Here is a 25,112-nt window from a genome sequence, read left to right as displayed (position 1 = left end):
CAAAATATTTTATGGAAATACGGGGATCAAAAGATCTTTACAAATCTTTCTTGCTGTATTGGGATTAATTTGTACATGTCTAGGTACAGTCGATATACCCAATTTATTAATTGTATTGATATAAATATCATGTTTGCTACCATGACGATGTAGCTTACAATCATGATTCTCTAGATGTTTGATGAATTGATGACGATTTATCAATTATAACTTCCTTGGTAATTTTATAATCATGAATTCCTTTGATGTCAGCAATAATTGACAAGGCTTCTTTTAAGTTATCTCTAACTTCATTTAGATCATCGCCTTGGGTATTTATACCCGATATTTGTTCAATGTAGGCAGAGAAACCAAATTCGTCCTGTTCAATAACTGCTGTCAATTTCATGGGATTCATAATATTTTCCATCCATTACATATGATAAATTATAGAGCATTTTGTATTTAATAAATACGACACTTAAATAATTTTTTTTTTGAACTTTATCAAAAGCAATTATTTAATAGAAATACTTATTGTTGGGTGGCCCTATCTTTAATTAAGTATACCAATAATTGTTCAACCTAATTAGGAAATTAGAATATTAATGAGAAGGATATCTAATACTCTAGATACTAATTACGTGATATGGCCATGAAGCAATCATATTCAATAGAAACAAAACCATTAACATTGTATTGATAAAAAAAAGAACTTAATTCCTCTTTAATAACTAAATCAAATAAATTCAAATCAATATCGGACGTGGATAGAAACAGATACTCCAATCCTTGTTGAGTAACTTGGTGAGTATGATGAAATTTAAATAATTTATATTTTTCTTTGCCATATAATTGATTCAGCAATTCATACGAATCAGTCTGTACCTGAATTGCTAGAGCATGTTCTTTTTTGTGGTTGTTAATAATTTTATTATATTCTTTTGCGCAATCTGTTTTGCAGCTGTTACGTGAGTTCCACACAGTAATTATTTTAAAATGATTATTTGCAGCATTGGCAATTATATCTTTTAACTTATCTATATTCATCCAATGTAATGATTGTGGAAAGATAAAAGCATCAATACTAGCCGCAGGTAAACTAACCTCTTCAGCACTAGACTCTATAAAAGTTAACTTATCATAGTCAATTAGCTCTGCCCTGCACTCTGCAAGCATTTCAGCACAAGGTTCCACTGCATAAATCTCATAACCGTACTTAATTAAGTCTTTTGTAAAAATACCCGTGCCACATCCAAATTCAACGATTTTTGAACCAGACTTTAATAATCTAGCCAGATACTCAAAAACAGAATCCGGATATTTAGGCCTGGAATGTTTATAGAAATATGCTTTTTGAGAAAAAATAGTCTTATGACAAACTGGAGCATCATCACTCATGTAATAGTCTCAACTCTAATATTCTAAAACCAATTTAGCAGCAAACTCTCCTGCAATTTTTCCAAATACGGATCCAGCCATAAGACCACTGCCCCCAGCATAATTCCCCCAGAACAATCCTCCAACAATTTCTCCGCAAGCAAATAAATTATGAAAAGGAGTATTATTTTCTCTAACTACCTGGGTGTTTTTATTAATTTTCAAACCACCATAAGTAAATGTAATTCCCGCCTTTACAGGAAAAGCGAAATAGGGAGGTTTATTAATTGCAATAGCCCAATTACTTTTTGGCAAATCAAGATTGAGAGTACTTATTCCATCTAACCTACTCAAATTAATTTTTCTCGTGGTTGTTGCTTGATTGAAATGATCAATATTTTTTTCAAATTCTATACAGTTAATATCAAGCTTTTTCGCCAATTCAACCAGTGAGCCTGCTTCAACATAATTTCCATCTTCAAAATAACTTTGAGGTAAAAATCTTGCTGTTTTATGGTCAAAAATTTGATATGCCAGTTGATTAGGCTGTTCAATGATTTTTCTTCCCAGCTTTGCATAAAGAAAATTAGGCAGGTTTTCACCTTCATCAAAAAATCTTTGCCCCTGATTATTCACTGAAACACCATAATTGAATGCATATCTTGAGTTATTTTGACTTTCCTCATTTTCTCCAGGAAGCATATAGGATTTTAAACGGCTATTTTGAGGCGTTGCATGGCATTCAGAGTAATCGCCATAAAGAACGCCACCAATATTTGAAGCAGACACAATCCCTTGCCCGGTATTAAATGGAACACCTCTTAATGCGGTATCCTCCCAATGAGTACCAAGATATTTTTTCCTCATTGATGAGTTTGATTCGTAGCTCCCGCACGCGAGGATGATTGTTTTTGCTTTGATAGAAATTTGCTTATTTCTATATAATACTTTTGCTTCCTTAACGTAATTATCACATGCCACCAAATCTATAAGTTCACATTCATAAACGATATGAACCCCATGACGCTCAGCCACAGAAAAATTGATATTCTGTAATTCTCTGCCACCGCCAACAATCCTAATAGGCAAGCTACCAGCGAGTATACGTGGCTTTATTTCCCATCTATGCCCAAGGTTATGTAACCAGCGAGCCGTATCATATGAGTTTTTAACAAGAATTGAGGATAATTCAGAGTCAGCACGATTATTTGAAACGTGCATTAAATCACTATAAAACTCATTTTCTGAGTAAGTTAAATAATGTTTTTCTAAACGCGCTACTTGTTCTTCATTTATTTCAGATAAATTTAATAACATTAATAGGTCGTCAATATCTGAATGGGCAAATCTAAAATTCATTGTAAGAGAGCTGTTTCCACCACGCTCCTCATAACTGGCTTTTTCAATTACTACGACATTTGGAGTTTTGCACACAGCAGAAATTGCAGCACAAAGTCCAGCATTCCCTCCACCAATGACAAGTACATCTATCTCTTTTATCTGTTCTAAATCCAACATCTTTTTAATTCAATTTCATTTGTGATAAACAACCAGATTCCTTAAATCCAAATTTACGATATAAGTTCAATGCAGGAATATTGGATTCATCTACAAATAAAAATGCTCCTTTATATTTACCACAAATATCATTTAACAACTTGGATAAAAGTAATTGGCTAAAACCATGCCCTCTATGCTTTTCATCTGTATAAACATAACTGAGGCAACGATAACCTTTTATTTCTCTGATCCATGCTGCAATACTTACAACCTCGTCGCTTACTTTTAAGCCCATAAACTCTCTTGAGGAAGATAAAATTAATTTCTTGGCCTCTTCTTCATCCAGAGCCACATTCAATCGCTCCTTGGAAAACTTGGCAACAAGAACATCTGCGCCAAAATCGTTAAGGGATTCTCCCTTAAGAAATTCAAAATCTGATGATAGCGAAGTAATATATTCATTTACTTCTTTAGACATCAAAAGCATTTTTGCGCTACTGTATTTTTCACTTAATGTTTGTAAGTAATCCCCGATTTTATCGACTAACTCTTCAGCACCTTCAATAATCTTAATGATGTAATTCGCTTTTAAATGAATGAAAATATCTAAAGCACTTTTAGGATCTGTAGCTGCAGAAAAAAATAAGCTATTTTTTTTAGGATTAAATACAGCTAATTTTTCATTTGAAACTTTGAATATTTGTATGGGTTCAGTGACACTTTGGTTTTCAATTAAAGCAAGTAACTTACTATTTAGTAATAATTGACTGTACATAATTCCTAATTCAGTATCACCAAGTGTCTTACATTCAACTATCATGATTTTGACGGCTCCATCCTTATTGAGGATTTTATAAAGCATAATGCAGAACAAATACAACATGCACTAGCTAACAAATATATTTTTTGATAATCCGTAATGGTTAATAACAAACCTGCCAGCAAGCTGCCTAGCCCACCAATAATAGAAACATAGGTCTTGCGAGCAGCACCAATCAATCGCCAATCAGAAGCCTCTTCAGCACAATCTTGAAAGAAACTTTGCCATACAGGCAGCGAAAATGTATGAACAAACGCTAAAAAAGAAATCATTATAACAAAAAGGTAGACTGAATTATGGGTTGCGATAATAAGAAACGGTATTGCATAAGATAAACGCAACCATTGTGCTTGAGATGAATTGATAATTCGCTTTTTCGTAATTAAAGAAACTATAAAAGCTCCCAAGAAGCTAAATGTAAATTGAGAAACATAATAAAAAGATATTAATCTATCGCTTACATTAAAAGATTCTTTTAAGACATAAATGACAGAGCCATTTAGCAGAAATAAAGACATTGCAAGAAAACCATGCGAAATAGTCAAATTTCTAGATTTTTGTTTAAACAAAATGAATAAGGTAATTGGCTGTGTAGACATACGTGTAAAAGCTTGGCCTACACACCTTAAGTTACTTACTAACATTGCAGCGAATAGATAGGTTACAGAATCTATAATGAAAACAGTCGAAGAAGATCCCCATGCCAACAAGGGTACAGTCAAAGATGACCCCAAGATTGTGCCAAAATTTTCATAGGATTTTGTAATGCCAATTAGATTTTGACGAGAGTTTGCTGACTCATGACTAATTGTTCCAATTAAACTTTCATAATAACCACGACTACACGTATTAAGAATTGACGATAACATGGTCACCATAAAGAAGCTTGGAACGAGAAGAGAGTCACTAACCCAGGCTAAAATCAGAATCGTTATTGCTAGAAGAAAATTGCATATCACTAAAGAGGATTTATCGTTATTTCCTATTTTAAAACGTCCAATTACTTGGCAAGCAACAAAATTACCCAATAGTTGAACGAATACCTGCAAGGCCATTATTAATGGATTATGAGTTTTGTTGTATATCATTAATGGAATAAATATTATCGACATAGCGCAACCTAAAGATGAAACTCCGGCGCTTAATGCCAACCATTTTATGTCAGATATTTGTTTCATTATTCATTCTCAACAAAAGGGATCTGGCGGAACAGCCGATATCTTGTTATTTTGTACCATCGTCCTAACTAAAGGTTTTGTAAGTAACTCTTCAGAGAATGCTTTTACCAGATAATAACTACCCCATTGTCTGAGTTCAGCAACATATAAAAGACTTAAATTTTTAAAATATTTAGAAATGATTTTTTCAAAACTTGTATCTTCAAAATGTTGCTTGTCCAAATTGGACAGTAACTTACGCTCCAAATGCTCTTCTTGTTGCGCGGCAATTTCTCCAGACAAGGTATTTAATCTTTGAATAGTATCCAAACGATTTCCTATATTACTGTTCCGCTGACGACAAAGTAGATCAGTAATTAATAATAAAGCCTCTTCTCTAGCTTTTTTTAAGGAATATTCCCAACTTGCACTACAGCGAGAACCACAATACATAATCGAATTGTTTTTGGATTTAACAATGGCCAATACAAAAGGGACAGGAATATTTACAACAGTATAATACTCAATGAAATAATCATCTTTTACGAGTTCCCTCTTTATTTGATACAACTGATAATCAAAGTACCAAAGTCTACACAATATATCTCGTTCAATAAGTTCATAAACGGCATGTTGAATTGCAAGGTCTAAATTAACATGCAGACTTAAACCACTGGCTGAAGCCAATTCATTATTTGTGCGTACTAATATTGATTCAGCAGATATTCTTTTTTCCTGAGTCTCCTCTGCAAAAATAGTTTTTGCCAGAAAGCCCTCATGCAATTTTTTTTCTGAGTAACTTGCACTGAAAGAAAGCATCCTTTCCAAAACCTCATAGCTGGATCTATGGACTACTTCTTCTAAGTCATAGCCCGCAGCATGGCCAAAAAAACGATGTGAAATGGATTGCTTATCTCTAATCGAAGAGACACTATCAGAAATAATCAAATTTGAATCGAGCGGATGATAAAACCAAGAAAATCTTATTGGAATTTTTTCTATTTCTAATTTTCCAGTATTAAAGCGCATTCCTTAAAACTCTCACGGATTAGTTTCCCATTATCAGTTAATTCCGCATCCTTCGAGTAAACAGAATTAAGACCAATTTCAAATTGTAATTGGCATAGTTGAAGTCGATCTCGAAATCTTGAAGCATAGCCTTTAAATGATAATTTCTTAAAGACCCGAATCATCCTGGCCAAAACAAAAGTAGCATGAAAAACACCCAGCATCGGCCTTAAATCGTCGCGTATTGGAGCTCTAAATTTATACTCATCATCAGGATTTAGAACAAACTTTTCCTGAAAAAACATTGCATGTAATCGTAAATGTGATACTTCATGAACGATATGCTCTATCCAATAGCCAACTTGATCATCATGGGGATCAGGTATTCTTAACCAGACAGCACCCATTGTATCTCCTGATGCCTGACCTCGAAGTACTCTGCCTTGAAAGATTTTAATGGAAGAGATAAGTATCGATATTTCATGAGCAACATCCATATCACCTGTATTGATCAGGTCAATTGCTTTTCTTATGTTAGAAGCATGAAACTCTAATTGTTTGCTAGAAACTGGTCTGACCAATGTGGTCTCACCACAAATATTTTTTTGTTCATATCGTCTCATTTTTGAGACATAAGAAGTTTCCCAAAACTCCGATAAAACAGAACTGATTCGTAATTCTTGCTCATATATTCCATATGTTTTCAACCATGATACATGTTGAATAGCATCCATTATTTTATCAATAGATGTGGATTTTATGGCATCGCGCAATTCTTGGGTGTATAAAAAAAATGCTGGAGAAAGTTTTTGACTACAATCTATTTCTTGTATGAACTCCGCAAGATCATTTAGGTCATAGCGGAGTTTTTTTTCACAATTCTTCAATAAATCCAATAAATCATTTTTTTGTTTCTCTGCAGCATAAATTATAAGTTTTTTCGCCCCTTCTTCATCTGGAATAGATGTGGAAAGTAGTGAATTAGCTGACATATTTACCCCGCGACAATCCTTTAACAAGAATAAAAGAAACAAAAGGAAATTTAGATTAATCTTCCTGCATGGGTCTTAACATAGACGCATCAAATTCGCCTACATCATCAAACACAACAGTTTCATCATTATCTAGATCGATTTCAGAAGATTGATTATTGATAATAGTATCCATCTGTAACTCCGTTTATATACATTTTTCAGGAACATTCTAAACCGAGAATGTTATTCTTATGAAGAATAAAGAACGCGCGAAATTTAATAGATATAAATAATGCATGCAAGCTTTTATTTAATTTTTTTCAGAACTTGTGCAAATAATCTCTGAAAGAATTAAAAATTAGGCTCTATACAATGATATCCAAGCATATTCATACACTAATTACTCATTATAGAAGGTTATTCTTCAGTTAATGAAATAACGATTACTCTCTTAATTGTTTTGCTTTAATAAATAGATTATTACACTCGTCTTCCATCACTCCACCAATCAAGTGACAGCTATAAAAATCTGGCGTTTTAGACAGAACTTCCTCAGCCCTAAGCTGAATCTGCCTACCAAATAAATCGTGTAAAAAAGATATTGAACTACCGTAAATTACTTTAGGTATCATCGCCCAATAAATGGCAGCGGCACACATAGGACAAGGCTCAGCAGTTGTGTAGAGGCTCAATTTGCTGACATCACCATCAAAACCATTATTAAACAGCGTATGTATAACCGACAATTCACCATGCATCAAAGGATGATGGTGCGCACTATTAACTGATTTTAAAAGAATGTCTTTGTTATCATAAACAATTATGGCACCATATGGGGCTATTGGGTTTTCTGATGCTATCTTTATTGTTTCTGCCATAAAATCATAAATATTCTTATCCATCATTGCTTCTCTTTGGTTGAATATAATTTTCATCAAACTTGTTAGCACTAATTTTGTAATCGGTATCAATTCTAAATGGATTCAGGTTAGATAATTCATCATAGATATCCACTTTTTCTTTCACCTTGAGAAAATAGATTAATAGAATTGATATTGGCGCCAACACGATTTCATAAGATATTTTATATGCATCCTCAAATAGGATAACACTTGCCAGTTTATCAGTTGGTACAATACCGTAAAATGCTACCAGGGAAAACAAACTAACATCAATTATGATTCCAAAAGCGGAGGATGTTGCGATTCTTGTCCAAACCGTGGTAATAAATTCTTTTTTAAGCGAAATCCCCCTCCTTCGCTGTCTTAATTTTATAATTGAAATTACAGTCGAGTTAATTGTCATCCCTAGAAAAAAAGCTGTCGCCGAAGCAATAAACATTCGCGCTTGATTATGTAAAATTAATTTAAATGAGCTATTCACACCTACGGCTAGCAGGTTAGTTATCCAAACATCGAACACAAAAAGTAAATTGCAAAATATAACGAACAGAACCATTTGTTTAGTACGCTCGATACCATAGACATCCGTCATCATATCAGCAGCGAGATAAGCCAAAGAAAATACAATTCCACCCACATTAATAGTCAAAAAACCAATTGAGATGAATTTAGCCGCCATCGTTTTAGATGCAATAAAAAATACGATGCTGGAGCAGAAAAGAATGTGGTGATATTTGAAAATATTATTAGTTTTGTTATCCGCTACACTGGGCAGCTGAAATTTAAACACTTGCTTATTTACGTTCTTCTTACGATCCGATTGTTCAACATTCGCAATAATACCCATCAACACACGTGAAAAAATATTTAAAAAGCAATAAATCAAAGGTGGAATAATAAGCTGAGAAGCACCGACTATATCTTTAGGGCTAAGCCATAACATATTTAGCAGCGAAAATATCATGAGAGAAGCTAACATCACATGACTGGCTTCTTTTTCGTTAGAGGCTTTTGAAAAAGCGGATGGCAAAAGAACAGCAGCCCATAAAAACATCGAGCTCTCAATGAGGTAGAATAAATTCCTACCAAGCACCTGCGTATAGATATCCTGCATTTGCCAGAATGAAGATGCAGGTAACCAAATAGCAAATTTTAAAAACAAAATGTAGATAGCGCGAAATAAAATCACCAAGTACACGGCATGGCGCAGGTAGGCAAAGCCATAAATGTTTTGTATCAGCTGAAAGAAAAAAAATACAACTGGCCACCACAGAAATTCTGATGCTATTGGTATTCCAAATAAATTGATAACTTGTGCTTCTGCAGGAACAGTAATTAAGGTGAAGAAGACTGTAAAGCCTATCAATGTATGAAACAATTTAAATTGAAGTGGCGTTTTTGATTTACCTATCAATTGGCTACTCATCAACAAACACTCGCTTTAAGCCAGTAAAACATTTTGTTTTAAAATTCAGTTGCTTCTTTTCCAAGATGGTGAGCTGTTCAGCATGTGCACCAAATTGCTGTCCCATATCAAAGACAACACGGGGATCAATGAGATAAATCATATCCGACTTTACAAAATTGGCTACTGACATCTCCTGATTAACACGTTTGTTCGCGATGTGAAACGCCACTGATAATATATTGGTATCTGGATCAGTAAAGATTCGATCAATCCGGATTAGATAGGGTTCTCTCACCTGTCGAGTGAATCGCACAACGATTTGCTGATAGATAATGCGTAGAAATTTACTTTTGGGGCTCCATTTTTCCATGGTTACATCCTTACAACTTAAACAACTTACTTTTTAGAGCGCAATTTTTGGTGTACCTCAAGGATCACGCCTACAACAGTGTATAAACTCTCATCATAAATTTCTACAGGCAATTTGGGATTGATGGGATACAAATAACTCTCGCTCCCCTCAACAACATATTTTCTTATTGAGTAATGTGTTGAACCATTCTTTTTAACAACAATATATGAACGATCATCTGGTTTGATATCTGGATTTATAATGAGTAGCGAGTTTTGTGGGAATGTTGGTTCATATAAATCAGTATCGATTGCAAGAGCATAATATTCCCCATCAACATCATTCTCTGCCCATCGATACCATTCTTTTGGTGAGTTTGATTGCGCTACCTTACTAAATTCAAAAACAGGTAAAGGTCTTGTTACTTCTTGCTGCTCATATTCCCCTTTGCGAACGATAGGTTCTAAACCGAGTAATTGTTCAATGCTGATATTAAAGTAGTTTGCAATCTGAACTAGAGTACTGGCTTTCGGATCGGTCACGTCACCATTCAAAATTCTGGTGATTTTATTGGTTGGGATTCCTAAGTTTCGCGCGAGTGCAGCCGGTGAGAGTTTTCTATCACGCCCAATTAAATCGTTAAGTGTCTGCGCCAATAACAATTGGCTCGATTCATTCAAAATAGTATTAGACATACCTTGACTTAGTTACATTCATGTAATAAATTACACCGGCGTAATTAATTACACTGATGTAAAAATAGATACTACCATAATTTACGCCAATTTCATGTAGATTATTAGTGACTTTGTAGAAATTATTACCCAATTAGCGCAATCACCAGCATTTATATACATACTTTGCAGTAAGGAGGAGGTCAATCTATGGAACACCATTCAAAGCTGAACATTTACAAAGGAATGATTCAGTATATCTTAGACTCAACACACTACACCCTCAAACACATCGCTCAGCTGTCAAACTCATCTCTTGATAACCTTAGAATGATCTATTGCAACGATTCAGTTCCAAACAATTTTAAATCTGAAATTGAGCTTATGAAGCTATATCAGATTGTTCTTGAAATAAATAAGAATCAGGAAAATAGCTCTCTTACTGGATTACGAAGGCACTTTTATGGAGAGCAAGCTTATGTTTAAAACATTTACTAGCGGTAAGTCCGACAACCAAGCCGATACCATAAACCGAACAAAATTGGATACAAAGGAGATCACCATGATCGAAGGAGTACAACAGCTAATTTCACAAAAAGTATTATTCGTACCAGACCTTGAAAAAATGATCGGCAGAAACAGAGTCACCCTACGCCGCTGGTGGCTTACAGGTAAATTTCCCCGTCCGGTCAAACTTAATGGCACAACACTTGCGTGGCATAGCGATGAAATAGATGAATGGATTGAACAAACTATTTTAAATGGTGAAAAAGATGCATTATAATACTACCAATATATTAGACAAGCAGGCTTTCAGCCTGCTTTTTTTTGTCCGAACTATTGGCTCAACCCCAATTATGGTAAATTAAAAAGTACCCAGCAAAGTACCCAGAAAAATATTTTTATATAAAAATTGATTTAAAATTGGATGTGTAACTGATTGATTTTAAAGGGGATTTTTTGGTCGGGACGGAAGGATTTGAACCTTCGACCACTAGCACCCCATGCTAGTACGCTACCAGGCTGCGCTACGCCCCGACTTGGTCGGCAAATGATAACTAAGTCTGGGAGAAATAACAAGGGGTTATTGGATGATAGTTGTTTTTTGCCTGGGGCAACGCGGTCGAATCCGAGATCTTTGCTCCTCTTAACCCGGGTTGAGCTGCGCTGCACCAGGATACTGCTAGTGCATTTATTTTTGAGGTAATGATTCATTGAGTGCTTTCTAAAAGGATAATGCCACAGGCATTTATTCCTGAATTACACCGTGCTTGCTTTTCTTTCTTTTGAATTGACCAGTATGGACCGTAAGGCTTCACACTTTGATGTACCGAGGGAGATAAGTGTATGGTCATCCATAAATAAGTACCTTTATCTTTTGGACTTGGCCATTGGTAATAACACACTAAATTATTATTTGAATTAATAAGTGCTTGCATAAAACCTATATTCTCAGGGGCTTTCCAGCCCTGATACTCCATCTGCCAGTATAATTTTTCTACTTGAAATGCTTCGGGATCATATTGATGTTTTTGCACAATATTAGGTGGAGGACAAAAATGAACTTCCTCAGCTACTTTCTCTTGCGTGAATTTATTCCAAATTTTTTCCATGTATTCATGAATTGACGGATGAAAATGAACTCCTGCCATAACGCCAACAACAAAAACAATGAGAACTAAGAAAATAATTTTTAAATATGAATACACTTAAAAGCTCCTAACAACTCTTCAAGGCTTCTGTAAGCACTTGAAGAGTATCAATTATTACAATAATGTTTTAATCTTCTGAGCCTCAAATTTAGAGTGTGCAATTTGAATGTATTGTTTGCAGCTTAGTAATTCTGCATATTGCAGAGCTGCTACTGCATTATTCAATATCTCTTTTGCTACATCAGAAGTGTCTTCCATAATTAAAAAAGATGCGGTGCTCATTTGTACGGAGGCCATATAAAGCTTATTAATGCAAATCTTTTTTTCCTGATTATCTGCCAAGGATAACACCACTCGTGAAAGCTCATAGCACTGATTGGCTAAAAACTCCTTGCTTGGCCCGGACTGCACATTCATACTTAATACAGGTAAACTTAATACTAACGCTCTTTTTAAAATCATTTTAAACATAGATACTCCTGTAAGTTGCCCAATAAACCTGCTTTACTTCACACAATCCCATTGCATGAAGAATAAGTTCCACTTTGAAGAAGGAACCCCTGTTAAACTCTACCGATGCCAATGACTTGTGCTGGGCGAAACAAATGGCAACCCGGGCTGAGTTTCCGGGTTGCCATTAAAGTCATTGATCTTGGTGCTTAACCTTTTCGTGCCTGGTTTAAGCAAAAGCATTAATTCCAGTAATATGTTTTCCTAGTACCAGAGTATGAACGTTATCCGTACCCTCGTACGTAAAGACTGATTCTAAGTTAAGCATGTGACGAATCACATGATATTCAAGGCTGATTCCATTTGCTCCCAATAAATTCCTGCATTTTCGCGCAATGTTTAATGCTTCACGACATGCATTACCTTTAGCCAGGGAAATCATCACGGGACTTTCACGATGATTATCTTTTATTCGGCCTATCTGTAAATTAAGACATTGTGCCTTAATAATTTCAGTATACATATCTGCCAGATCTTTTTGAATAAGCTGAAACGATGCCAAAGGCTGGTTAAATTGTTTACGCTCTAACAGATAGTCGCGAGTAATATCAAAACAGGCCATTGCAGCGCCCATGGCGCCCCAAGCAATACCATATCGCGCCTGGCTTAAGCAACTTAAAGGAGCGCCTAAACCTTTCTCACTGCCAGGAAGATAATTTTCATCGGGGACAAAAACGTTATCAAAAACCAATTCACCGGTAATCGATGCGCGTAATGACATCTTTAACTTGATTTCAGGGCATTTTAATCCTTCTGATTTAGTATCTACAATAAAACCACGAACACCCTCATCTGTTTTTGCCCAAACAATAGCAATATCCGCAATTGGTGCATTGGTGATCCACATTTTTGCACCATTTAGAGTCCATCCACCTTTAACTTTCTTTGCAGTCGTTCTCATACCGGCCGGATCGGAACCAAAATCAGGCTCAGTCAAACCAAAGCAGCCAATGATCTCACCTGCAGCCATTCCTGGCAAAAAACGCACCCGTTGTTCTTCAGAACCAAAACGAAAAATAGGAAACATGCATAAGGAACTTTGTACCGAAACAAAGCTACGTAATCCACTATCGCCGCGTTCTAACTCCTGGCAAACCAATCCGTAAGAGACATAAGATGCTTCGGCACCACCGTACTCCGCGGGTAAGGTCAAACCCAACAATCCCAGTTCTGCAGATTTTCTAATAAGCTCTCGTGGAAATTGAGCATTTTCAAAAGACTCAGCCATCAAAGGCATTACATCATTGGAGACAAAACGCGCGACACTATCACGTATCATGCGTTCATCGCCATTCAACTGTTCATCAAGAAACAACAAGTCGTCCACTTTCCTTCTCCCTTTTATCAGACTGTAACGCAATAACCGCTTCAATAATACTTTCTTTACTGGGTAACAAATACTGCCAAGCATTACCCAAAGGAATAAAGCAATCTTTACCGGTAATGCGTTTGATTTTCAACCTGGATGAGGCTTCTTCTAATAGCAAGGTCATCAAGCCTTCGCTTACTGAACCACTTTGTCTGCCTTCATCGACAATTAATACCTGTTTTGCTTTGGCTATTTCTTTCAAAATTGCTTCGGCCGGTAAGGGACTAAGCCAACGTAAATCCACTATTTTCACAGGAATATTGTGTTCTTCTTGCAATACCTTAGCCGCTTGCCGTGATAAATAATAACCATTGGCATAGGTTAAGATAACGGTTGGTCCTTCTCCAAAAACACCTACCTCTCCCGGCGGAATCAGAGCATCTGGTTCTGGATAATTAAATAGCCATCCATTATCACCAGGCTCATGTAAATCTTTGGTCATATATAAAGCAATCGGCTCTAAAAAGACAACTACCCGTCCCTCTTCATAAGCCAGACGCATACATGTACGCAACATTTTTGCTGCATCTGGACCATTTGAAGGACATGCGACAATCACTCCAGGCAAATCACGTAATACAGCAATAGAATTATCATTATGGAAATGACCACCAAATCCTTTCTGATAAGCTAATGAAGCAATCCGCAAAACCATAGGATTTTGATATTGGCCACTGGAAAAGAAGGATAAAGTGGAGGCCTCACCACGAAGTTGGTCTTCTGCATTATGCAAATAAGCCAAAAACTGAATTTCTGGCACGGGAATAAATCCGTTGTGCGCCATGCCAATTGCAGTTCCTAAAATTGTGGTTTCATCTAAAATCGTATCAAATACTCGGCGTTGTCCAAAACGCGCCTGTAAATCAGCCGTCACTCGATACACCCCACCCTTCTTGCCTACGTCTTCTCCAAATACCAACATATTAGGATATTGCAGCATTAAATCAGTCAATGCAAAATTAATCTGCTGACATAAATTTCGCTTTTGAGTTAATTGTGAAAATGCATTGGCAAATACTTCTGCACGCTTCTCTTCACTTGGCAAAGGGAATGGTTGTTTCTTCGGTACACTGGGAATCAATGAAGACATTATAGCTTCAGCACTGGAGAGCTTAGGCTGTCTTATCACATCCACTGCTTTGGCTTCAATTAAATCTTTATTATCTCGATAAAGACTCAGTATGTCTTGAATACTCATCCAGCCTTCACGATATAAAAGACCAGCAGTATGCAATAAAGGATCTTGAGCTTCCCTGGCTTCAATTTCAGCTTGTGTACAATATTGTGATTCAATATCAGAACCGGCATGACCTAATAAACGCACACACCGCATGTGTAAAAAAACAGGCTGTTTTTTTACACGCGCCAAGTATTCTGCTTCTTGTGCACTCGCATAAGCATCAGCAATATTCAAGCCATCACATGCAATATAATGCAAACCTGGTCGAGCACTGACAGAACGCTCAATCCACTGTGATGGTGTGGGTACTGAAATTCCTATTCCATTATCTTCACAAATAAACACGATCGGTACAGGATAATTTTGTTGGGCAATCCATGAACATGCATTCAAGGTAGCTTGCGCTGAAGCATGATTTGTTGATGCATCACCAAAGGAACAGATAATGATGGAGTCTGGATTTAGATTGCTGTGAATATTTAATTCTTTGGCTCGCGTAATCGATAATGCAGCGCCCAAAGCCTTAGGTAAATGTGATGCAATAGTCGAGGTTTGTGGCGGGATATTTAGCGGAACGCTTCCAAAAACTTTATGGCGTCCTCCTGAAATGGGATCAGTTGCTGCGGCAACTAAAGAAAGTAAAATGTCCCTCACTCCGTCAGTAGCTTGTAATTTCTTGGCACGCTGTAAATAAAAAGCCCCGCTCCGATAATGCAAAAAGGCCATGTCATCGGGACGAAATACTTGTCCCCAAACTGCATTACCTTCGTGTCCACTGCTGCCTATAGTATAAAATGATAAACCCTTTTCCTTAAGCTGCCTGGCAATCAAATCAAGAAGACGTGACTTGATTTGCGAATCAAAGAGCTCTATAGCAGTTTTCTTATCCAATTCCGCCGTTTCCGGACTCATTGTACTATTAGGTTTTGGAAAATCTGCTTGTTGTACTCGCTTTAAAAATTGCTCATCAACTACAATGGTCCTGTCTAACATCACTACATCCTGTTTGAGTTATTTCTAAGAAGAAGATGATGATGAGTATATACTGATTCAAAATGAACAGGAAGAATGAGTTTGTATTCAATGGGTATAAGTTCCCTCCCACCAGGCCCTCTCCCTTTTGTAGAAAGATCCAGCATCTTAATAACGCCCCAAAAAACCAGATAGCTCAATTCTTGTGATTTATGACTAAATAATCTACACTTTTTGTAGGCATCCATTAAAGGGGGCTACATAATGAAATGGATAATTTTGTTAGGAAGTATTGTTTTGATGGCAGGATGTTGCTGTACCACCGCATATACACCGGTATATACTCCGGCAATCGCATATACATCAGCAGTTACCTACAAACCCGTGATTAGATATAGACCTGTAGTTTCATACAGACCTGTCGCTGTTACGCGTGTTGTTACACCCGCTGTTGCACCAGTTGTTGAACCCGTATCGGTTTATTCTTATCCTGTAGGTCCTTTAGATGTGACTACGACAACTATTGATTTTTATTGATCAAAACATTGATACCTGGGTGCAGCAAACACTGTACCCAGGCTTAATGTATCTTATTTCATTGCCTCTAGTTCTTCCTTGGTAGAATAACCACATCCATCCTGTGGGCATAGGATTTGTCGACCGAATTTTTTGCTTTCTTTCACAGTCAAAATTGGCCAACTGCAGTTTGGGCATGGATGGTTAATCGGTTCATTCCACAACGCATAATCGCATTTAGGATAATTACCACAGGAATAGAAAATTTTCCCTTTTCTTGATTTGCGCTGTAGGATTTTTGCTTCGTGGCACTTGGGACATTCCACGCCTGTATCAGCTGGTTTTTCTATAGGTTCCATGTGCTTACATTGAGGATAATTACTGCAGCCAATAAAACGGCCATAACGTCCCGTTTTTATATGTAATGAACTGGAACATACTGGACATACTCTTCCTTCGACAACTTCAGGTTCATTTTTTTCATTATCCTGACCTGCTATATCTTGGGTGTAATCACACTCTGGATAGCCAGTACAACCAATGAAACGCCCACGTTTACCTAGTCTTATTGACAACGGTTTTCCACATTTCGGACACTGTTCATCTAAAACTTCAGAGGTTACATCTTTACGCTGTACTTGTTGATCCGTAGTTGTAATTTGTTGCACAAATGGCTGCCAAAATTCTTCTAAGACCGGAATCCATTCTTTTTCACCCCGCGCAATAGCATCAAGCGTATCTTCAAGTTCTGCAGTAAATTTATAATCTACGTACCGCGTAAAATAACCCGTCAAAAAGCGGTTTACTATCCGACCAACATCCGTTGGAAAGAATCTTTTCTTATCAACAATAACATATTCGCGTTGTTGCAATGTGTGAATAATGGATGCATAAGTTGACGGTCGTCCAATATCATATTCTTCCAGTGCCTTAACCAAAGTTGCTTCCGAGTATCTTGGTGGCGGCTCTGTGAAGTGTTGATTGGCTAATATGTCCTGTACTTTGACTTTTTCACCGACATTCAATGCAGGTAATAATGAACCTTCATTTTCATCATCTTTGGTATCATCACGACCTTCTTCATACACCGAGAGGAATCCTGGGAAGGTAATTGTAGAACCATTCGCGCGGAACATATTGCCTTCACCGCAGCTTAAATCTACAGCAACCGTATCCAATATCGCATCAGCCATTTGGCAGGCTACGGTACGTTTCCAGATTAAACTGTACAGTTTGTATTGATCAGCAGTTAATGCCGATTGCACCATTTCCGGTGTACGTTTAATCGATGTGGGGCGAATCGCCTCATGTGCTTCTTGAGCATTTTTGGATTTGGTTTTGTAAACTCTTGGACTTGCAGGACAATTATCGGCACCATAACGTTCCGTAATAAACTGCCGTGTTTCCTCTATTGCTTCCGCCGATAAATTCACCGAATCGGTACGCATATAAGAGATAAGACCGACAGTCCCCGTTCCAATATCTATTCCTTCATATAATTGTTGTGCAACCATCATCGACTTTCGCGCGGTAAAACCTAATTTTCGTGCAGCCTCTTGTTGCAAAGTCGATGTAATAAACGGAGGTGATGGTTTACGCTTGCGTTGTTTTTTCTCGATTTGAGTAACGAGTAAATAGCCGAGGGCTTCTCGAACCAAATCCTCTTTGATTTGTTGGGCCTGCTCTTCCTTGGTTACCGTAAATTGCTGTAATTTTTCATTTTTGTAATGCGTCAAACGCGCTTCAAAGGACACCTTTGTATGAATACATTCAGCTAAAATCTTCCAATATTCTTGAGGAATAAAACGTTCGATTTCCTCTTCTCGCTCCACAATAAGTCGCAATGCTGGACTTTGCACTCGTCCTGCAGAAAGTCCTCTTCGCACTTTTTTCCATAACAGGGGAGATAAATTAAATCCCACCAAATAATCCAACGCGCGCCGCGCCTGTTGTGCATTGACTAAATCCATCGAAATAGAACGTGGGTTATTTATTGCATCCTGAATTGCTGATTTAGTAATTTCATTGAAAAAAATCCGGTGAATGGGCTTATCTTTTGTTAGATTTTTTTCTTTCATTAATTCATAAATATGCCAGGAAATGGCTTCGCCTTCTCGATCAGGGTCCGTTGCGAGCAATAAGGAATCTGACTTTTTGAGCATTTTGGCAATCGTTTCGATATGACGTGAGTTCTTTTCAATAGGAACATACGTCATGGCAAAATGATTTTCGGGATTAACGGAGCCCTTGCGTGCTGGCAAATCACGCACATGTCCATAAGAGGCCACAACCTCATAATCACCACCCAAATATTTTTGAATTGTCTTCGCTTTAGCGGGTGATTCTACAATCACCAAATGTTTACTCATATAACGTTAACCTTATCCTTTTCACTTCATCCCTAAGCATCAAAAATACCCGTGCTTAAGAGCAAACACGGTATAATGGTGCTGAAAATGAAATATCACCAACTTCTAGTAATATAGGTAATAGACGATCTTTTAATGAATTGTCAATTCATCTTCTGATTGATAAAGAACTAAATCAAGAAAAGCCAATTGTTCTTCATTCAAAGAACTCGATAATGCATTTCTTATAGTCCATTTGGTCTCTTGAAGAGTTACGATACGAGATTCAGAAAATTGCAATTGATTCATAATCATTTCAAATGATTCTGGATTAAGAACTTTCCATAATTTCATACGCATGAGAAATTGATAACTGGCCTTAGTCAGTTTCATTTGCTCATCATACGTAAAGACTCGTGTTGATGTATGTTGTTGTAATTTCAAATGTAAAACTTGTTCTTCAGAAGCTAAGTTTTCATCCTCATTTAGTTGTTCCGATGCATCCTGATCAGCGGTTTTATGGCTTTCTTGCAGCTGGGTAAGACTTTGTTCAAATAAACTCAATAACATCTCAAATAAGTTATCTTTCATATACTAACACCTCATATAGCCACCGGGCACAGATACAACAGCCCCATTTAATTCTAATTCTGCAAGCTCACTAGTGACTTGCTCAACGGTGCATCCGCTACGTAAAATGATCTGATCCACTGTAGTCATTTCAAAGCCAATGAACTTTACTAGGTTTTTATTCCCGCTGGCAAGAGGTAAAATAGCTTTATCAGTTGTTTGCTGTTCCGAATCAATCCGTAACTCTTCAAGAACATCGGCAACTGAAGTAACTAATTTGGCTCCTTGCTGCAACAGGTAATGACACCCTCGAGCCAGAGGATTATGAATGGAGCCTGGAATCGCTAAAACATCTCGGTTTTGTTCCAAAGCCATTCGCGCTGTGATTAACGAACCACTCTTGATTGCTGACTCAACAACCAAAATGCACAATGATAAACCACTTATTATACGATTTCTCCGGGGGAAATGTCCAGAGATAGGAGGGCTTTTCAAGGGGAATTCGCTCATTAATAGGCCATTTTGAGCAATTTCGTGCGACAATGAGCGATGCCGATGAGGATAAATGCGATCGACTCCTGTACCCAGCACCGCAATTGTTTGTCCCCCTGCCTCCAAACAACCTTGATGGGCTTGGGCATCAATACCTAAAGCCAAACCACTCACAATAGTCACGCCATGTGAAGCGATCTCCTTTGCAAATTGCCGTGCGTTTTCACTTCCAGTTACAGTCGGATTACGACTACCTACCACAGCTAATTTGGGTTGATTTAAACAAGCAAGCTGGCCTTTTGCATACAAAACAATGGGGGGATCCATAATTTCCTTCAATAAAGGAGGGTATTCAGAGGAGTCCCAAGTAAGTAGATGATGATCGTCTGCTGCCGCCAACCAACTTAAATCTTCTTGAATCACATTCATATCGAAGTGAGCGATAGTATGCGCCAGGGCCTGCGGTAAGCCCGCTTGCTCGAGTTCCATTGCTGAAAGCTGGAACATGTGCTGCAAATCAGGCCAACGCTTTTGTAGTTTGGCTACAGTGCGCGGTCCAACTCGTTCCATTCGGTTTAATGCAAGATAATAAGGTAAATTACTCATGGATTAGCCACATAATTTAATAAATAAACTGCGCGTGTTGAACGAACAATCAAGGCGAAACTGGTTTTGCTAAATACCCGAAATACCATAAGCTCGCCAATACGCTCAGGCGGTAATAAAATAGGCATGAGAGGATTTTTAGGGTCATTAACGGTGCCTGACTCTCTATAGATACCCAGAACATCCCCAGCTTCCAATCCATCACGGGCACCCAAACTAATCACCGCCACACCACCAGCAGCTTCCTCGACATTCCCGTTAGGCATCCCATTAGGCATATCAATGATATATCCTCTTACGAGAAATAGAGGAGCTTTAGGCTCAAAGAACAAATTAAATTCAGGGCTATTATTAATCAGAACACTATCGTGAACTCGAATACCTTCATTAATGCTGGTTAATAAAATAGTTGCTGGCTCACCGCCCGCAATCAACTCTGCATAACCTACCAGATCAGCTCGATATCCCAAGAGCTCTTTAGTTTTTGGATCCACATAATCTTTCCCCCCTCTGAAAATGGAATAAGCAGGAATGCTCCCCGGAGGTATTTCTCGAGATGGATGCAATCCTTGAACATAGGCCTCATCCCCTTGACCACCCATCATGTGCTCTCCTACTAACGCAACAATGTAAGGTGCTCGACTGACCACATCCTGATCCAATATCAAGGATTCATTTAAAAAAGGCTTAATATCGCTTAAAGGTATCGCAGGAATGGGCTCATCTAAAGGTAAGGGCCGAACATTGGGTGATAATTTAATTGTGCCATTTGATAATACCTTAAGGTAAGGTTTGGTTTTAGAATAACTTAAAACGAGCACTGCACCAGGGTATAAACGATTGGGATTTTTTATCTCAGGGTTGGCATGCCAGAGTTCCTTCCACTCCCAAGGATTATTTAGGTAACGATTGGCTATGGTCCATAAACTATCACCCGGTTGAACAACATAACGTGCCGGAGCATCTTTTTTTAAGCTTAGAGCATAGTTTAAATTAGCGAGGGAAAAAAAGAATATAAAGAGAATAAATCTCATTAGAGTCAATCCTTTGTTGGAATATCTTGCAGCCTTACAATATATGAAGGATAATATTAACATGATATTTGTACACAGAACCAGATAAACAATGGCTATTCATACGATTCTATATTTACCTGACTCTCGATTAAGAGATGTTGCAAAACCGGTTATGCATTTTGATGATAAATTGCAAACGTTAATCGACGATATGTTTGAAACGATGTATGACGCACGTGGTGTCGGACTGGCAGCACCTCAAATTGGTGTGAGTTTGCGTTTGTCTGTGATTGATATTACGGGAGATAAGCAGAATCAATTGGTTATCATCAATCCAGAAATCATTACTTCTGAAGGCGAACAAAAATTTGAAGAGGGATGTCTTTCTGTCCCAGGTGCTTATGATACAGTTATTCGCGCAGAAAAGGTTACTGTAAAAGCTTTAGATAGAAACGGAAACCCTTTTGAGATTAAAGCAGAAGGCCTGCTCGCTGAATGTTTGCAACATGAAATTGATCATATGAATGGCAAACTGTTCATTGACCTACTTTCCCCATTGAAAAAAGCTATGGCACGAAAAAAATTAGATAAATTCAAGCGTCAACATGCACGTAAATAAGTCTTGTATTTTCCATAAGATTATTCATTAAGATACGTCCTCTAAAGACGATCCTTGATCGAAACAGGTAGTTACCATGAGCACATTGAATATCGTTTTTGCTGGAACTCCAGAATTTGGCTTGCCTTGTCTTGAGGCATTATTGCATTCAAAACATCATATTAAAGCAATCTATACGCAACCTGACCGTCCTGCTGGACGTGGTAGAAAATTACAAGCTTCTGCAGTGAAAGAATGGGCTTTAAACCAGAAAATTCCAGTCTATCAACCGGTGAATTTCAAGAATCCTGAGGCAATTGCAGAGCTTGCCGCATTAAAGCCAGACGTCATGGTTGTTATTGCTTATGGATTAATTTTACCTAAAGCAGTGCTTGAAATCCCTCGCTTAGGCTGTATTAATGTGCATGCCTCCTTGTTGCCTCGCTGGCGTGGTGCCTCCCCTATCCAGTCAGTTCTACTGCATGGCGATACAGAATCTGGAGTAACGATTATGCAAATGGATGCAGGTATGGATACAGGCGCGATGCTTCATAAAGTTGCCTGCCCTATAACTGCATCAGAAACCGCGCAAACGTTACATGACAAGCTGGCACAGATCTCTGCGCAACCTTTATTGCAAACCCTGGATGAATTAGCTGCTCAAGCCGCAAAACCCGAAATCCAAAATAATGAATTAGCCACTTATGCCAGCAAAATTAACAAAGAAGATGCGTGCATCAATTGGCAACACTCCGCAGCAGAAATTGATCGAAAAATCCGCGCGTTCAATCCTTGGCCAATCGCCTATACAACCCTCGGAGAGGAAACTTTGCGCATTCATCAAGCTAAAGTCGTAGACCAATCATTTTCACAAGCGCCAGGCACAGTCATTAGTATCGATAAAAAAGGCATGTTGATTGCTACAGGAGACCAAAGTTTGCTTGTAGAACGAATCCAACTTCCAGGTGCCAAAGTGATCTCCATTGCCGATTGGTTAAATTCATCTAAAGCACAAGTACATGCAGGATTTGTGTTTTAATGAACAAGAATGAACGACTGCACGCCTTAAAAATTTTAACCCAGTTATTGACTGATAAATCATCCTTATCCCAGCTTATGCCTGCAACAGCCGAAGCTACACCAATGACTAAAGAGATTTGCTTTGGCTTTTGCCGTCATTATTTTCGTTTACAAGCCTTAGCAGAATGTTTGCTTCAAAAAAGACCAAAAGAACTGGAAATTTGGATTGCATTACTCATTGGCCTTTATCAATTGCACTACATGCAGGTACCTGATTATGCTGTAGTAAAAGAAACGGTATCCTTACTTGAAAAAATCAAAAAACCATGGGCAAAGGGGTTGGTTAATGCTGTTTTGCGCAATTTCTGCCGCCAGCAAAATGAAATTCTGGACCGCCTGAGCAAGGATCCCCGATTTATTCATGGTCAGCCCCAATGGTTACTGGAACGCTTGCAAACAGATTGGCCTGATAACTGGCAAGCAATCGCCCAAGCAAACGATATGCATCCGCCCATGACATTACGTGTTAATGTGCAAAAAAATTCTGTTACTGAATACTTACAGATTTTAAATGAAGCAGGCTTTGCCGCTAAACCTCATCTTATTGCAGCTGAAGGGATTACTCTAACCAAACCTTGCGATGTACGCCAACTTCCCGGATTTGCAGAGGGTCGAGTTTCTGTGCAAGACGGTGCAGCGCAATTAGCAGCTTCTTTACTGTCTTTAAAACCTGGGTTACGTGTTCTCGATGCCTGCTGTGCTCCTGGAGGAAAAACCTGTCATATTCTAGAAAAGGAACCAAACCTGTCTGTATGTATTGCTCTGGACGTTGATCCGAAACGATTGAAACGCGTTCAAGAAAACTTAGATCGCCTTCAATTGCATGCCAATTTAGTAGAAGGTGATGCATTAACCCCTGCCACGTGGTGGGATGGCCAACTCTTTGATCGTATTTTATTAGATGCCCCTTGTTCTGCAACAGGCGTCATTCGACGCCACTCGGACATTAAGCTGTTACGGAACGACGAGGAAATCGTTACCATAACTAAAATCCAACATAACATGTTGAATTGCTTATGGCCCTTACTCGCAAAAGGTGGGTTACTGCTTTATGCCACCTGTTCGGTGATGTCCGCTGAAAATGAGCAGCAAATCGCAAATTTTGTTGCAACCCATCCAGACTGTACGATAATTAAAGAACCTAGGGCATGGGGCCACGCTACTGGACATGGTCAACAAATTTTACCGGGAGAACAAGATATGGATGGATTTTTCTATGCAGTGCTATTTAAGGATAAAAAATGACAATCAATTGGCCTGTAATCACTGTTTTGTTCTGCTTATCCATCCCTGGGGTAGTCATTGCAATCAAACGATTGATTTATTTTTTATTGCCTGATAACTCCGAAGAACTAAAAAAAAGGATGAGTCGGTTTGCCATTTTGCAAACCTTATTCATGATCTTTATCCTAAGTTTTGCAGGCGCCGTGTTATCTCCTGCGACGGGATTACATGATACAAAACTTGAGGCACTGTTACAGGGTACAGCAGGAATAAGTGTATTACTTCCTATTTTACTACCTACTGTTTTGTATGCCTTTTTTGGACTAATGTTTTTTTTAGTTCTCTATTATGGTCTCATCGCACGCATCATCGATAAGAACAACATGAAAGTCATGACTCATCTACGCACAGCCCTTGGTGTTGATGGCTGTGTTCTTTATGGCGGGGTAGCAGAAGAAATTATTGGGCGATGGGGGTTAATGAACCTTGCAACCTTTTTCGCATTACTCTTTACAAAGCAATTTCCTAACTTGATCATCTGGATTTCAATGCTTATTAGTGGATTGGTATTAGCAATAAGCCAACTTCCTGCGTACCTTGCTGCCGGTTGTACTTCAAACCGACGTTTCATTTACTCGCTGATCACACTTAGCCTTTGTCAATCATTACTTTTTGGATATTTATTTTGGCAACATGGGCTTATTGCAGCGATTTTGGCTCATATGTTATTCCATATAGGCTGGGCAGCATTTGAAAACGTAAAAAAATCGTAAAGCCTCCCTCCGTTAATCTTGCCTTAACCTTAACCTTTTATCCTACAAGGGA

At 38.0% G+C, this 25,112-nt stretch carries 28 protein-coding genes and 1 tRNA gene; 7 read left to right on the top strand and 22 right to left on the bottom strand.

The annotated features are described in order from the left end of the window. Window positions 1-9: 9 nt before the first annotated feature. The 12 genes from DGG96_RS21450 to DGG96_RS16355 all read right to left on the bottom strand — a co-directional run bounded on the left by DGG96_RS21450 (window position 10) and on the right by DGG96_RS16355 (window position 10,175). On the bottom strand, window positions 10-204 hold the full coding sequence (locus DGG96_RS21450; protein WP_199742194.1) for a type II toxin-antitoxin system HicA family toxin: 195 nt from the start codon (window positions 202-204) through the stop codon (window positions 10-12). Continuing rightward, a complete protein-coding gene (locus tag DGG96_RS16405) occupies window positions 161-397 on the bottom strand; it encodes a type II toxin-antitoxin system HicB family antitoxin (protein ID WP_110142774.1) in 237 nt (78 codons plus the stop codon). Before DGG96_RS16405 ends, DGG96_RS21450 begins: the two co-directional genes overlap by 44 nt. A gap of 218 nt (window positions 398-615) precedes the next feature. Continuing rightward, the gene (locus DGG96_RS16400; RefSeq protein WP_110142775.1) at window positions 616-1,380 is read right to left on the bottom strand and encodes a class I SAM-dependent methyltransferase; all 765 of its coding nucleotides are present in this window, start codon (window positions 1,378-1,380) and stop codon (window positions 616-618) included. Between the two features lie 15 nt (window positions 1,381-1,395). Beyond that, the gene (gene tcuA / locus DGG96_RS16395) at window positions 1,396-2,877 is read right to left on the bottom strand and encodes an FAD-dependent tricarballylate dehydrogenase TcuA (protein ID WP_110142776.1); all 1,482 of its coding nucleotides are present in this window, start codon (window positions 2,875-2,877) and stop codon (window positions 1,396-1,398) included. Between the two features lie 4 nt (window positions 2,878-2,881). After that, window positions 2,882-3,679: a GNAT family N-acetyltransferase gene (locus DGG96_RS16390; protein WP_158618879.1), complete on the bottom strand. Its 798-nt coding sequence runs from the start codon at window positions 3,677-3,679 to the stop codon at window positions 2,882-2,884. Then, a complete protein-coding gene (locus tag DGG96_RS16385; protein ID WP_110142778.1) occupies window positions 3,676-4,857 on the bottom strand; it encodes an MFS transporter in 1,182 nt (393 codons plus the stop codon). Before DGG96_RS16385 ends, DGG96_RS16390 begins: the two co-directional genes overlap by 4 nt. Window positions 4,858-4,866: 9 nt before the next feature. Continuing rightward, complete coding sequence (locus DGG96_RS16380; protein WP_110142779.1) at window positions 4,867-5,865, bottom strand: YcaO-like family protein; 999 nt, start codon at window positions 5,863-5,865, stop codon at window positions 4,867-4,869. Beyond that, entirely contained in the window at window positions 5,841-6,836 is a 996-nt protein-coding gene (locus tag DGG96_RS16375; protein WP_115504293.1) for an aKG-HExxH-type peptide beta-hydroxylase, read from the bottom strand. The genes DGG96_RS16380 and DGG96_RS16375 overlap by 25 nt, the downstream gene beginning before the upstream one ends. Before the next feature lie 425 nt (window positions 6,837-7,261). Next, a complete protein-coding gene (locus DGG96_RS16370; RefSeq protein ID WP_233590590.1) occupies window positions 7,262-7,723 on the bottom strand; it encodes a nucleoside deaminase in 462 nt (153 codons plus the stop codon). Beyond that, a complete protein-coding gene (locus DGG96_RS16365) occupies window positions 7,713-9,146 on the bottom strand; it encodes a VUT family protein (protein ID WP_110142780.1) in 1,434 nt (477 codons plus the stop codon). The genes DGG96_RS16370 and DGG96_RS16365 overlap by 11 nt, the downstream gene beginning before the upstream one ends. Next, the gene (locus DGG96_RS16360; protein ID WP_110142781.1) at window positions 9,139-9,498 is read right to left on the bottom strand and encodes a hypothetical protein; all 360 of its coding nucleotides are present in this window, start codon (window positions 9,496-9,498) and stop codon (window positions 9,139-9,141) included. Before DGG96_RS16360 ends, DGG96_RS16365 begins: the two co-directional genes overlap by 8 nt. A 26-nt stretch (window positions 9,499-9,524) precedes the next feature. After that, entirely contained in the window at window positions 9,525-10,175 is a 651-nt protein-coding gene (locus DGG96_RS16355; RefSeq protein ID WP_110142782.1) for a helix-turn-helix domain-containing protein, read from the bottom strand. 189 nt (window positions 10,176-10,364) lie between these two features. Between DGG96_RS16355 and DGG96_RS16350 the strand changes: the two genes are divergently transcribed. Continuing rightward, window positions 10,365-10,640: a hypothetical protein gene (locus DGG96_RS16350; RefSeq protein WP_110142783.1), complete on the top strand. Its 276-nt coding sequence runs from the start codon at window positions 10,365-10,367 to the stop codon at window positions 10,638-10,640. A 76-nt stretch (window positions 10,641-10,716) separates the two neighbouring features. Then, window positions 10,717-10,938 (top strand): helix-turn-helix transcriptional regulator, encoded by a 222-nt coding sequence (locus DGG96_RS16345; protein WP_110142825.1) that lies wholly within the window; start codon window positions 10,717-10,719, stop codon window positions 10,936-10,938. 177 nt (window positions 10,939-11,115) lie between these two features. Here the strand turns inward: DGG96_RS16345 and DGG96_RS16340 are convergent. The 6 genes from DGG96_RS16340 to DGG96_RS16315 all read right to left on the bottom strand — a co-directional run bounded on the left by DGG96_RS16340 (window position 11,116) and on the right by DGG96_RS16315 (window position 16,085). Then, window positions 11,116-11,192: transfer RNA gene (locus DGG96_RS16340), tRNA-Pro, on the bottom strand. A 173-nt stretch (window positions 11,193-11,365) separates the two neighbouring features. Next, window positions 11,366-11,863: a hypothetical protein gene (locus tag DGG96_RS16335; RefSeq protein WP_110142784.1), complete on the bottom strand. Its 498-nt coding sequence runs from the start codon at window positions 11,861-11,863 to the stop codon at window positions 11,366-11,368. Between the two features lie 57 nt (window positions 11,864-11,920). Next, complete coding sequence (locus DGG96_RS16330) at window positions 11,921-12,277, bottom strand: hypothetical protein (RefSeq protein WP_110142785.1); 357 nt, start codon at window positions 12,275-12,277, stop codon at window positions 11,921-11,923. Window positions 12,278-12,485: 208 nt separating this feature from the next. Beyond that, window positions 12,486-13,643 (bottom strand): acyl-CoA dehydrogenase family protein, encoded by a 1,158-nt coding sequence (locus tag DGG96_RS16325; protein ID WP_110142786.1) that lies wholly within the window; start codon window positions 13,641-13,643, stop codon window positions 12,486-12,488. After that, window positions 13,621-15,858 carry a dehydrogenase E1 component subunit alpha/beta gene (locus DGG96_RS16320; RefSeq protein ID WP_110142787.1) on the bottom strand — a complete coding sequence of 746 codons (2,238 nt, stop codon included), beginning with the start codon at window positions 15,856-15,858 and terminating at the stop codon, window positions 13,621-13,623. Before DGG96_RS16320 ends, DGG96_RS16325 begins: the two co-directional genes overlap by 23 nt. A 2-nt stretch (window positions 15,859-15,860) precedes the next feature. Beyond that, the gene (locus tag DGG96_RS16315; RefSeq protein WP_110142788.1) at window positions 15,861-16,085 is read right to left on the bottom strand and encodes a hypothetical protein; all 225 of its coding nucleotides are present in this window, start codon (window positions 16,083-16,085) and stop codon (window positions 15,861-15,863) included. Between the two features lie 16 nt (window positions 16,086-16,101). On the opposite strand from DGG96_RS16315, the gene DGG96_RS16310 reads away from it, so the two are divergent. Then, window positions 16,102-16,374 (top strand): hypothetical protein, encoded by a 273-nt coding sequence (locus DGG96_RS16310; RefSeq protein ID WP_110142789.1) that lies wholly within the window; start codon window positions 16,102-16,104, stop codon window positions 16,372-16,374. Between the two features lie 53 nt (window positions 16,375-16,427). Here the strand turns inward: DGG96_RS16310 and topA are convergent, their stop codons facing one another. The 4 genes from topA to DGG96_RS16290 all read right to left on the bottom strand — a co-directional run bounded on the left by topA (window position 16,428) and on the right by DGG96_RS16290 (window position 21,403). After that, window positions 16,428-18,722 (bottom strand): type I DNA topoisomerase, encoded by a 2,295-nt coding sequence (topA, locus tag DGG96_RS16305; protein WP_110142790.1) that lies wholly within the window; start codon window positions 18,720-18,722, stop codon window positions 16,428-16,430. Window positions 18,723-18,854: 132 nt separating this feature from the next. Then, the gene (locus DGG96_RS16300; protein ID WP_165831602.1) at window positions 18,855-19,292 is read right to left on the bottom strand and encodes a DUF494 family protein; all 438 of its coding nucleotides are present in this window, start codon (window positions 19,290-19,292) and stop codon (window positions 18,855-18,857) included. A gap of 3 nt (window positions 19,293-19,295) precedes the next feature. Next, a complete protein-coding gene (gene dprA / locus DGG96_RS16295; protein WP_110142791.1) occupies window positions 19,296-20,369 on the bottom strand; it encodes a DNA-processing protein DprA in 1,074 nt (357 codons plus the stop codon). Next, window positions 20,366-21,403: a LysM peptidoglycan-binding domain-containing protein gene (locus DGG96_RS16290; protein ID WP_110142792.1), complete on the bottom strand. Its 1,038-nt coding sequence runs from the start codon at window positions 21,401-21,403 to the stop codon at window positions 20,366-20,368. Before DGG96_RS16290 ends, dprA begins: the two co-directional genes overlap by 4 nt. 91 nt (window positions 21,404-21,494) lie before the next feature. Here DGG96_RS16290 and def point away from each other — a divergent pair, with 91 nt between their 5' ends. From def to DGG96_RS16270, 4 genes are all read left to right on the top strand, one after another. Further along, window positions 21,495-22,004 (top strand): peptide deformylase, encoded by a 510-nt coding sequence (gene def, locus DGG96_RS16285; RefSeq protein ID WP_110142793.1) that lies wholly within the window; start codon window positions 21,495-21,497, stop codon window positions 22,002-22,004. Window positions 22,005-22,080: 76 nt separating this feature from the next. Continuing rightward, window positions 22,081-23,022 (top strand): methionyl-tRNA formyltransferase, encoded by a 942-nt coding sequence (gene fmt / locus DGG96_RS16280; RefSeq protein WP_110142794.1) that lies wholly within the window; start codon window positions 22,081-22,083, stop codon window positions 23,020-23,022. Further along, window positions 23,022-24,308 carry a 16S rRNA (cytosine(967)-C(5))-methyltransferase RsmB gene (gene rsmB / locus DGG96_RS16275; protein WP_110142795.1) on the top strand — a complete coding sequence of 429 codons (1,287 nt, stop codon included), beginning with the start codon at window positions 23,022-23,024 and terminating at the stop codon, window positions 24,306-24,308. Before fmt ends, rsmB begins: the two co-directional genes overlap by 1 nt. Continuing rightward, window positions 24,305-25,060, top strand: coding sequence for a CPBP family intramembrane metalloprotease (locus DGG96_RS16270; protein ID WP_110142796.1), 756 nt, complete (start codon window positions 24,305-24,307; stop codon window positions 25,058-25,060). Before rsmB ends, DGG96_RS16270 begins: the two co-directional genes overlap by 4 nt. Window positions 25,061-25,112: the final 52 nt, after the last annotated feature.

This window comes from Legionella qingyii (assembly GCF_003184185.1).
This window is presented reverse-complemented; position numbering and strand designations above follow the sequence as displayed.

Excerpts from the sequence above, each read along its gene's own strand:
- DGG96_RS16405 (WP_110142774.1), bottom strand. The coding sequence starts at position 397 with ATGAATCCCATGAAATTGACAGCAGTTATTGAACAGGACGAATTTGGT.
- DGG96_RS16400 (WP_110142775.1), bottom strand. The coding sequence starts at position 1,380 with ATGAGTGATGATGCTCCAGTTTGTCATAAGACTATTTTTTCTCAAAAA.
- tcuA (WP_110142776.1), bottom strand. The coding sequence starts at position 2,877 with ATGTTGGATTTAGAACAGATAAAAGAGATAGATGTACTTGTCATTGGT.
- DGG96_RS16390 (WP_158618879.1), bottom strand. The coding sequence starts at position 3,679 with ATGATAGTTGAATGTAAGACACTTGGTGATACTGAATTAGGAATTATG.
- DGG96_RS16385 (WP_110142778.1), bottom strand. The coding sequence starts at position 4,857 with ATGAAACAAATATCTGACATAAAATGGTTGGCATTAAGCGCCGGAGTT.
- DGG96_RS16380 (WP_110142779.1), bottom strand. The coding sequence starts at position 5,865 with ATGCGCTTTAATACTGGAAAATTAGAAATAGAAAAAATTCCAATAAGA.
- DGG96_RS16375 (WP_115504293.1), bottom strand. The coding sequence starts at position 6,836 with ATGTCAGCTAATTCACTACTTTCCACATCTATTCCAGATGAAGAAGGG.
- DGG96_RS16370 (WP_233590590.1), bottom strand. The coding sequence starts at position 7,723 with ATGATGGATAAGAATATTTATGATTTTATGGCAGAAACAATAAAGATA.
- DGG96_RS16365 (WP_110142780.1), bottom strand. The coding sequence starts at position 9,146 with ATGAGTAGCCAATTGATAGGTAAATCAAAAACGCCACTTCAATTTAAA.
- DGG96_RS16360 (WP_110142781.1), bottom strand. The coding sequence starts at position 9,498 with ATGGAAAAATGGAGCCCCAAAAGTAAATTTCTACGCATTATCTATCAG.
- DGG96_RS16355 (WP_110142782.1), bottom strand. The coding sequence starts at position 10,175 with ATGTCTAATACTATTTTGAATGAATCGAGCCAATTGTTATTGGCGCAG.
- DGG96_RS16350 (WP_110142783.1), top strand. The coding sequence starts at position 10,365 with ATGGAACACCATTCAAAGCTGAACATTTACAAAGGAATGATTCAGTAT.
- DGG96_RS16345 (WP_110142825.1), top strand. The coding sequence starts at position 10,717 with ATGATCGAAGGAGTACAACAGCTAATTTCACAAAAAGTATTATTCGTA.
- DGG96_RS16330 (WP_110142785.1), bottom strand. The coding sequence starts at position 12,277 with ATGTTTAAAATGATTTTAAAAAGAGCGTTAGTATTAAGTTTACCTGTA.
- DGG96_RS16320 (WP_110142787.1), bottom strand. The coding sequence starts at position 15,858 with ATGTTAGACAGGACCATTGTAGTTGATGAGCAATTTTTAAAGCGAGTA.
- DGG96_RS16315 (WP_110142788.1), bottom strand. The coding sequence starts at position 16,085 with ATGGATGCCTACAAAAAGTGTAGATTATTTAGTCATAAATCACAAGAA.
- DGG96_RS16310 (WP_110142789.1), top strand. The coding sequence starts at position 16,102 with ATGAAATGGATAATTTTGTTAGGAAGTATTGTTTTGATGGCAGGATGT.
- topA (WP_110142790.1), bottom strand. The coding sequence starts at position 18,722 with ATGAGTAAACATTTGGTGATTGTAGAATCACCCGCTAAAGCGAAGACA.
- DGG96_RS16300 (WP_165831602.1), bottom strand. The coding sequence starts at position 19,292 with ATGAAAGATAACTTATTTGAGATGTTATTGAGTTTATTTGAACAAAGT.
- dprA (WP_110142791.1), bottom strand. The coding sequence starts at position 20,369 with ATGAGTAATTTACCTTATTATCTTGCATTAAACCGAATGGAACGAGTT.
- DGG96_RS16290 (WP_110142792.1), bottom strand. The coding sequence starts at position 21,403 with ATGAGATTTATTCTCTTTATATTCTTTTTTTCCCTCGCTAATTTAAAC.
- def (WP_110142793.1), top strand. The coding sequence starts at position 21,495 with ATGGCTATTCATACGATTCTATATTTACCTGACTCTCGATTAAGAGAT.
- fmt (WP_110142794.1), top strand. The coding sequence starts at position 22,081 with ATGAGCACATTGAATATCGTTTTTGCTGGAACTCCAGAATTTGGCTTG.
- rsmB (WP_110142795.1), top strand. The coding sequence starts at position 23,022 with ATGAACAAGAATGAACGACTGCACGCCTTAAAAATTTTAACCCAGTTA.
- DGG96_RS16270 (WP_110142796.1), top strand. The coding sequence starts at position 24,305 with ATGACAATCAATTGGCCTGTAATCACTGTTTTGTTCTGCTTATCCATC.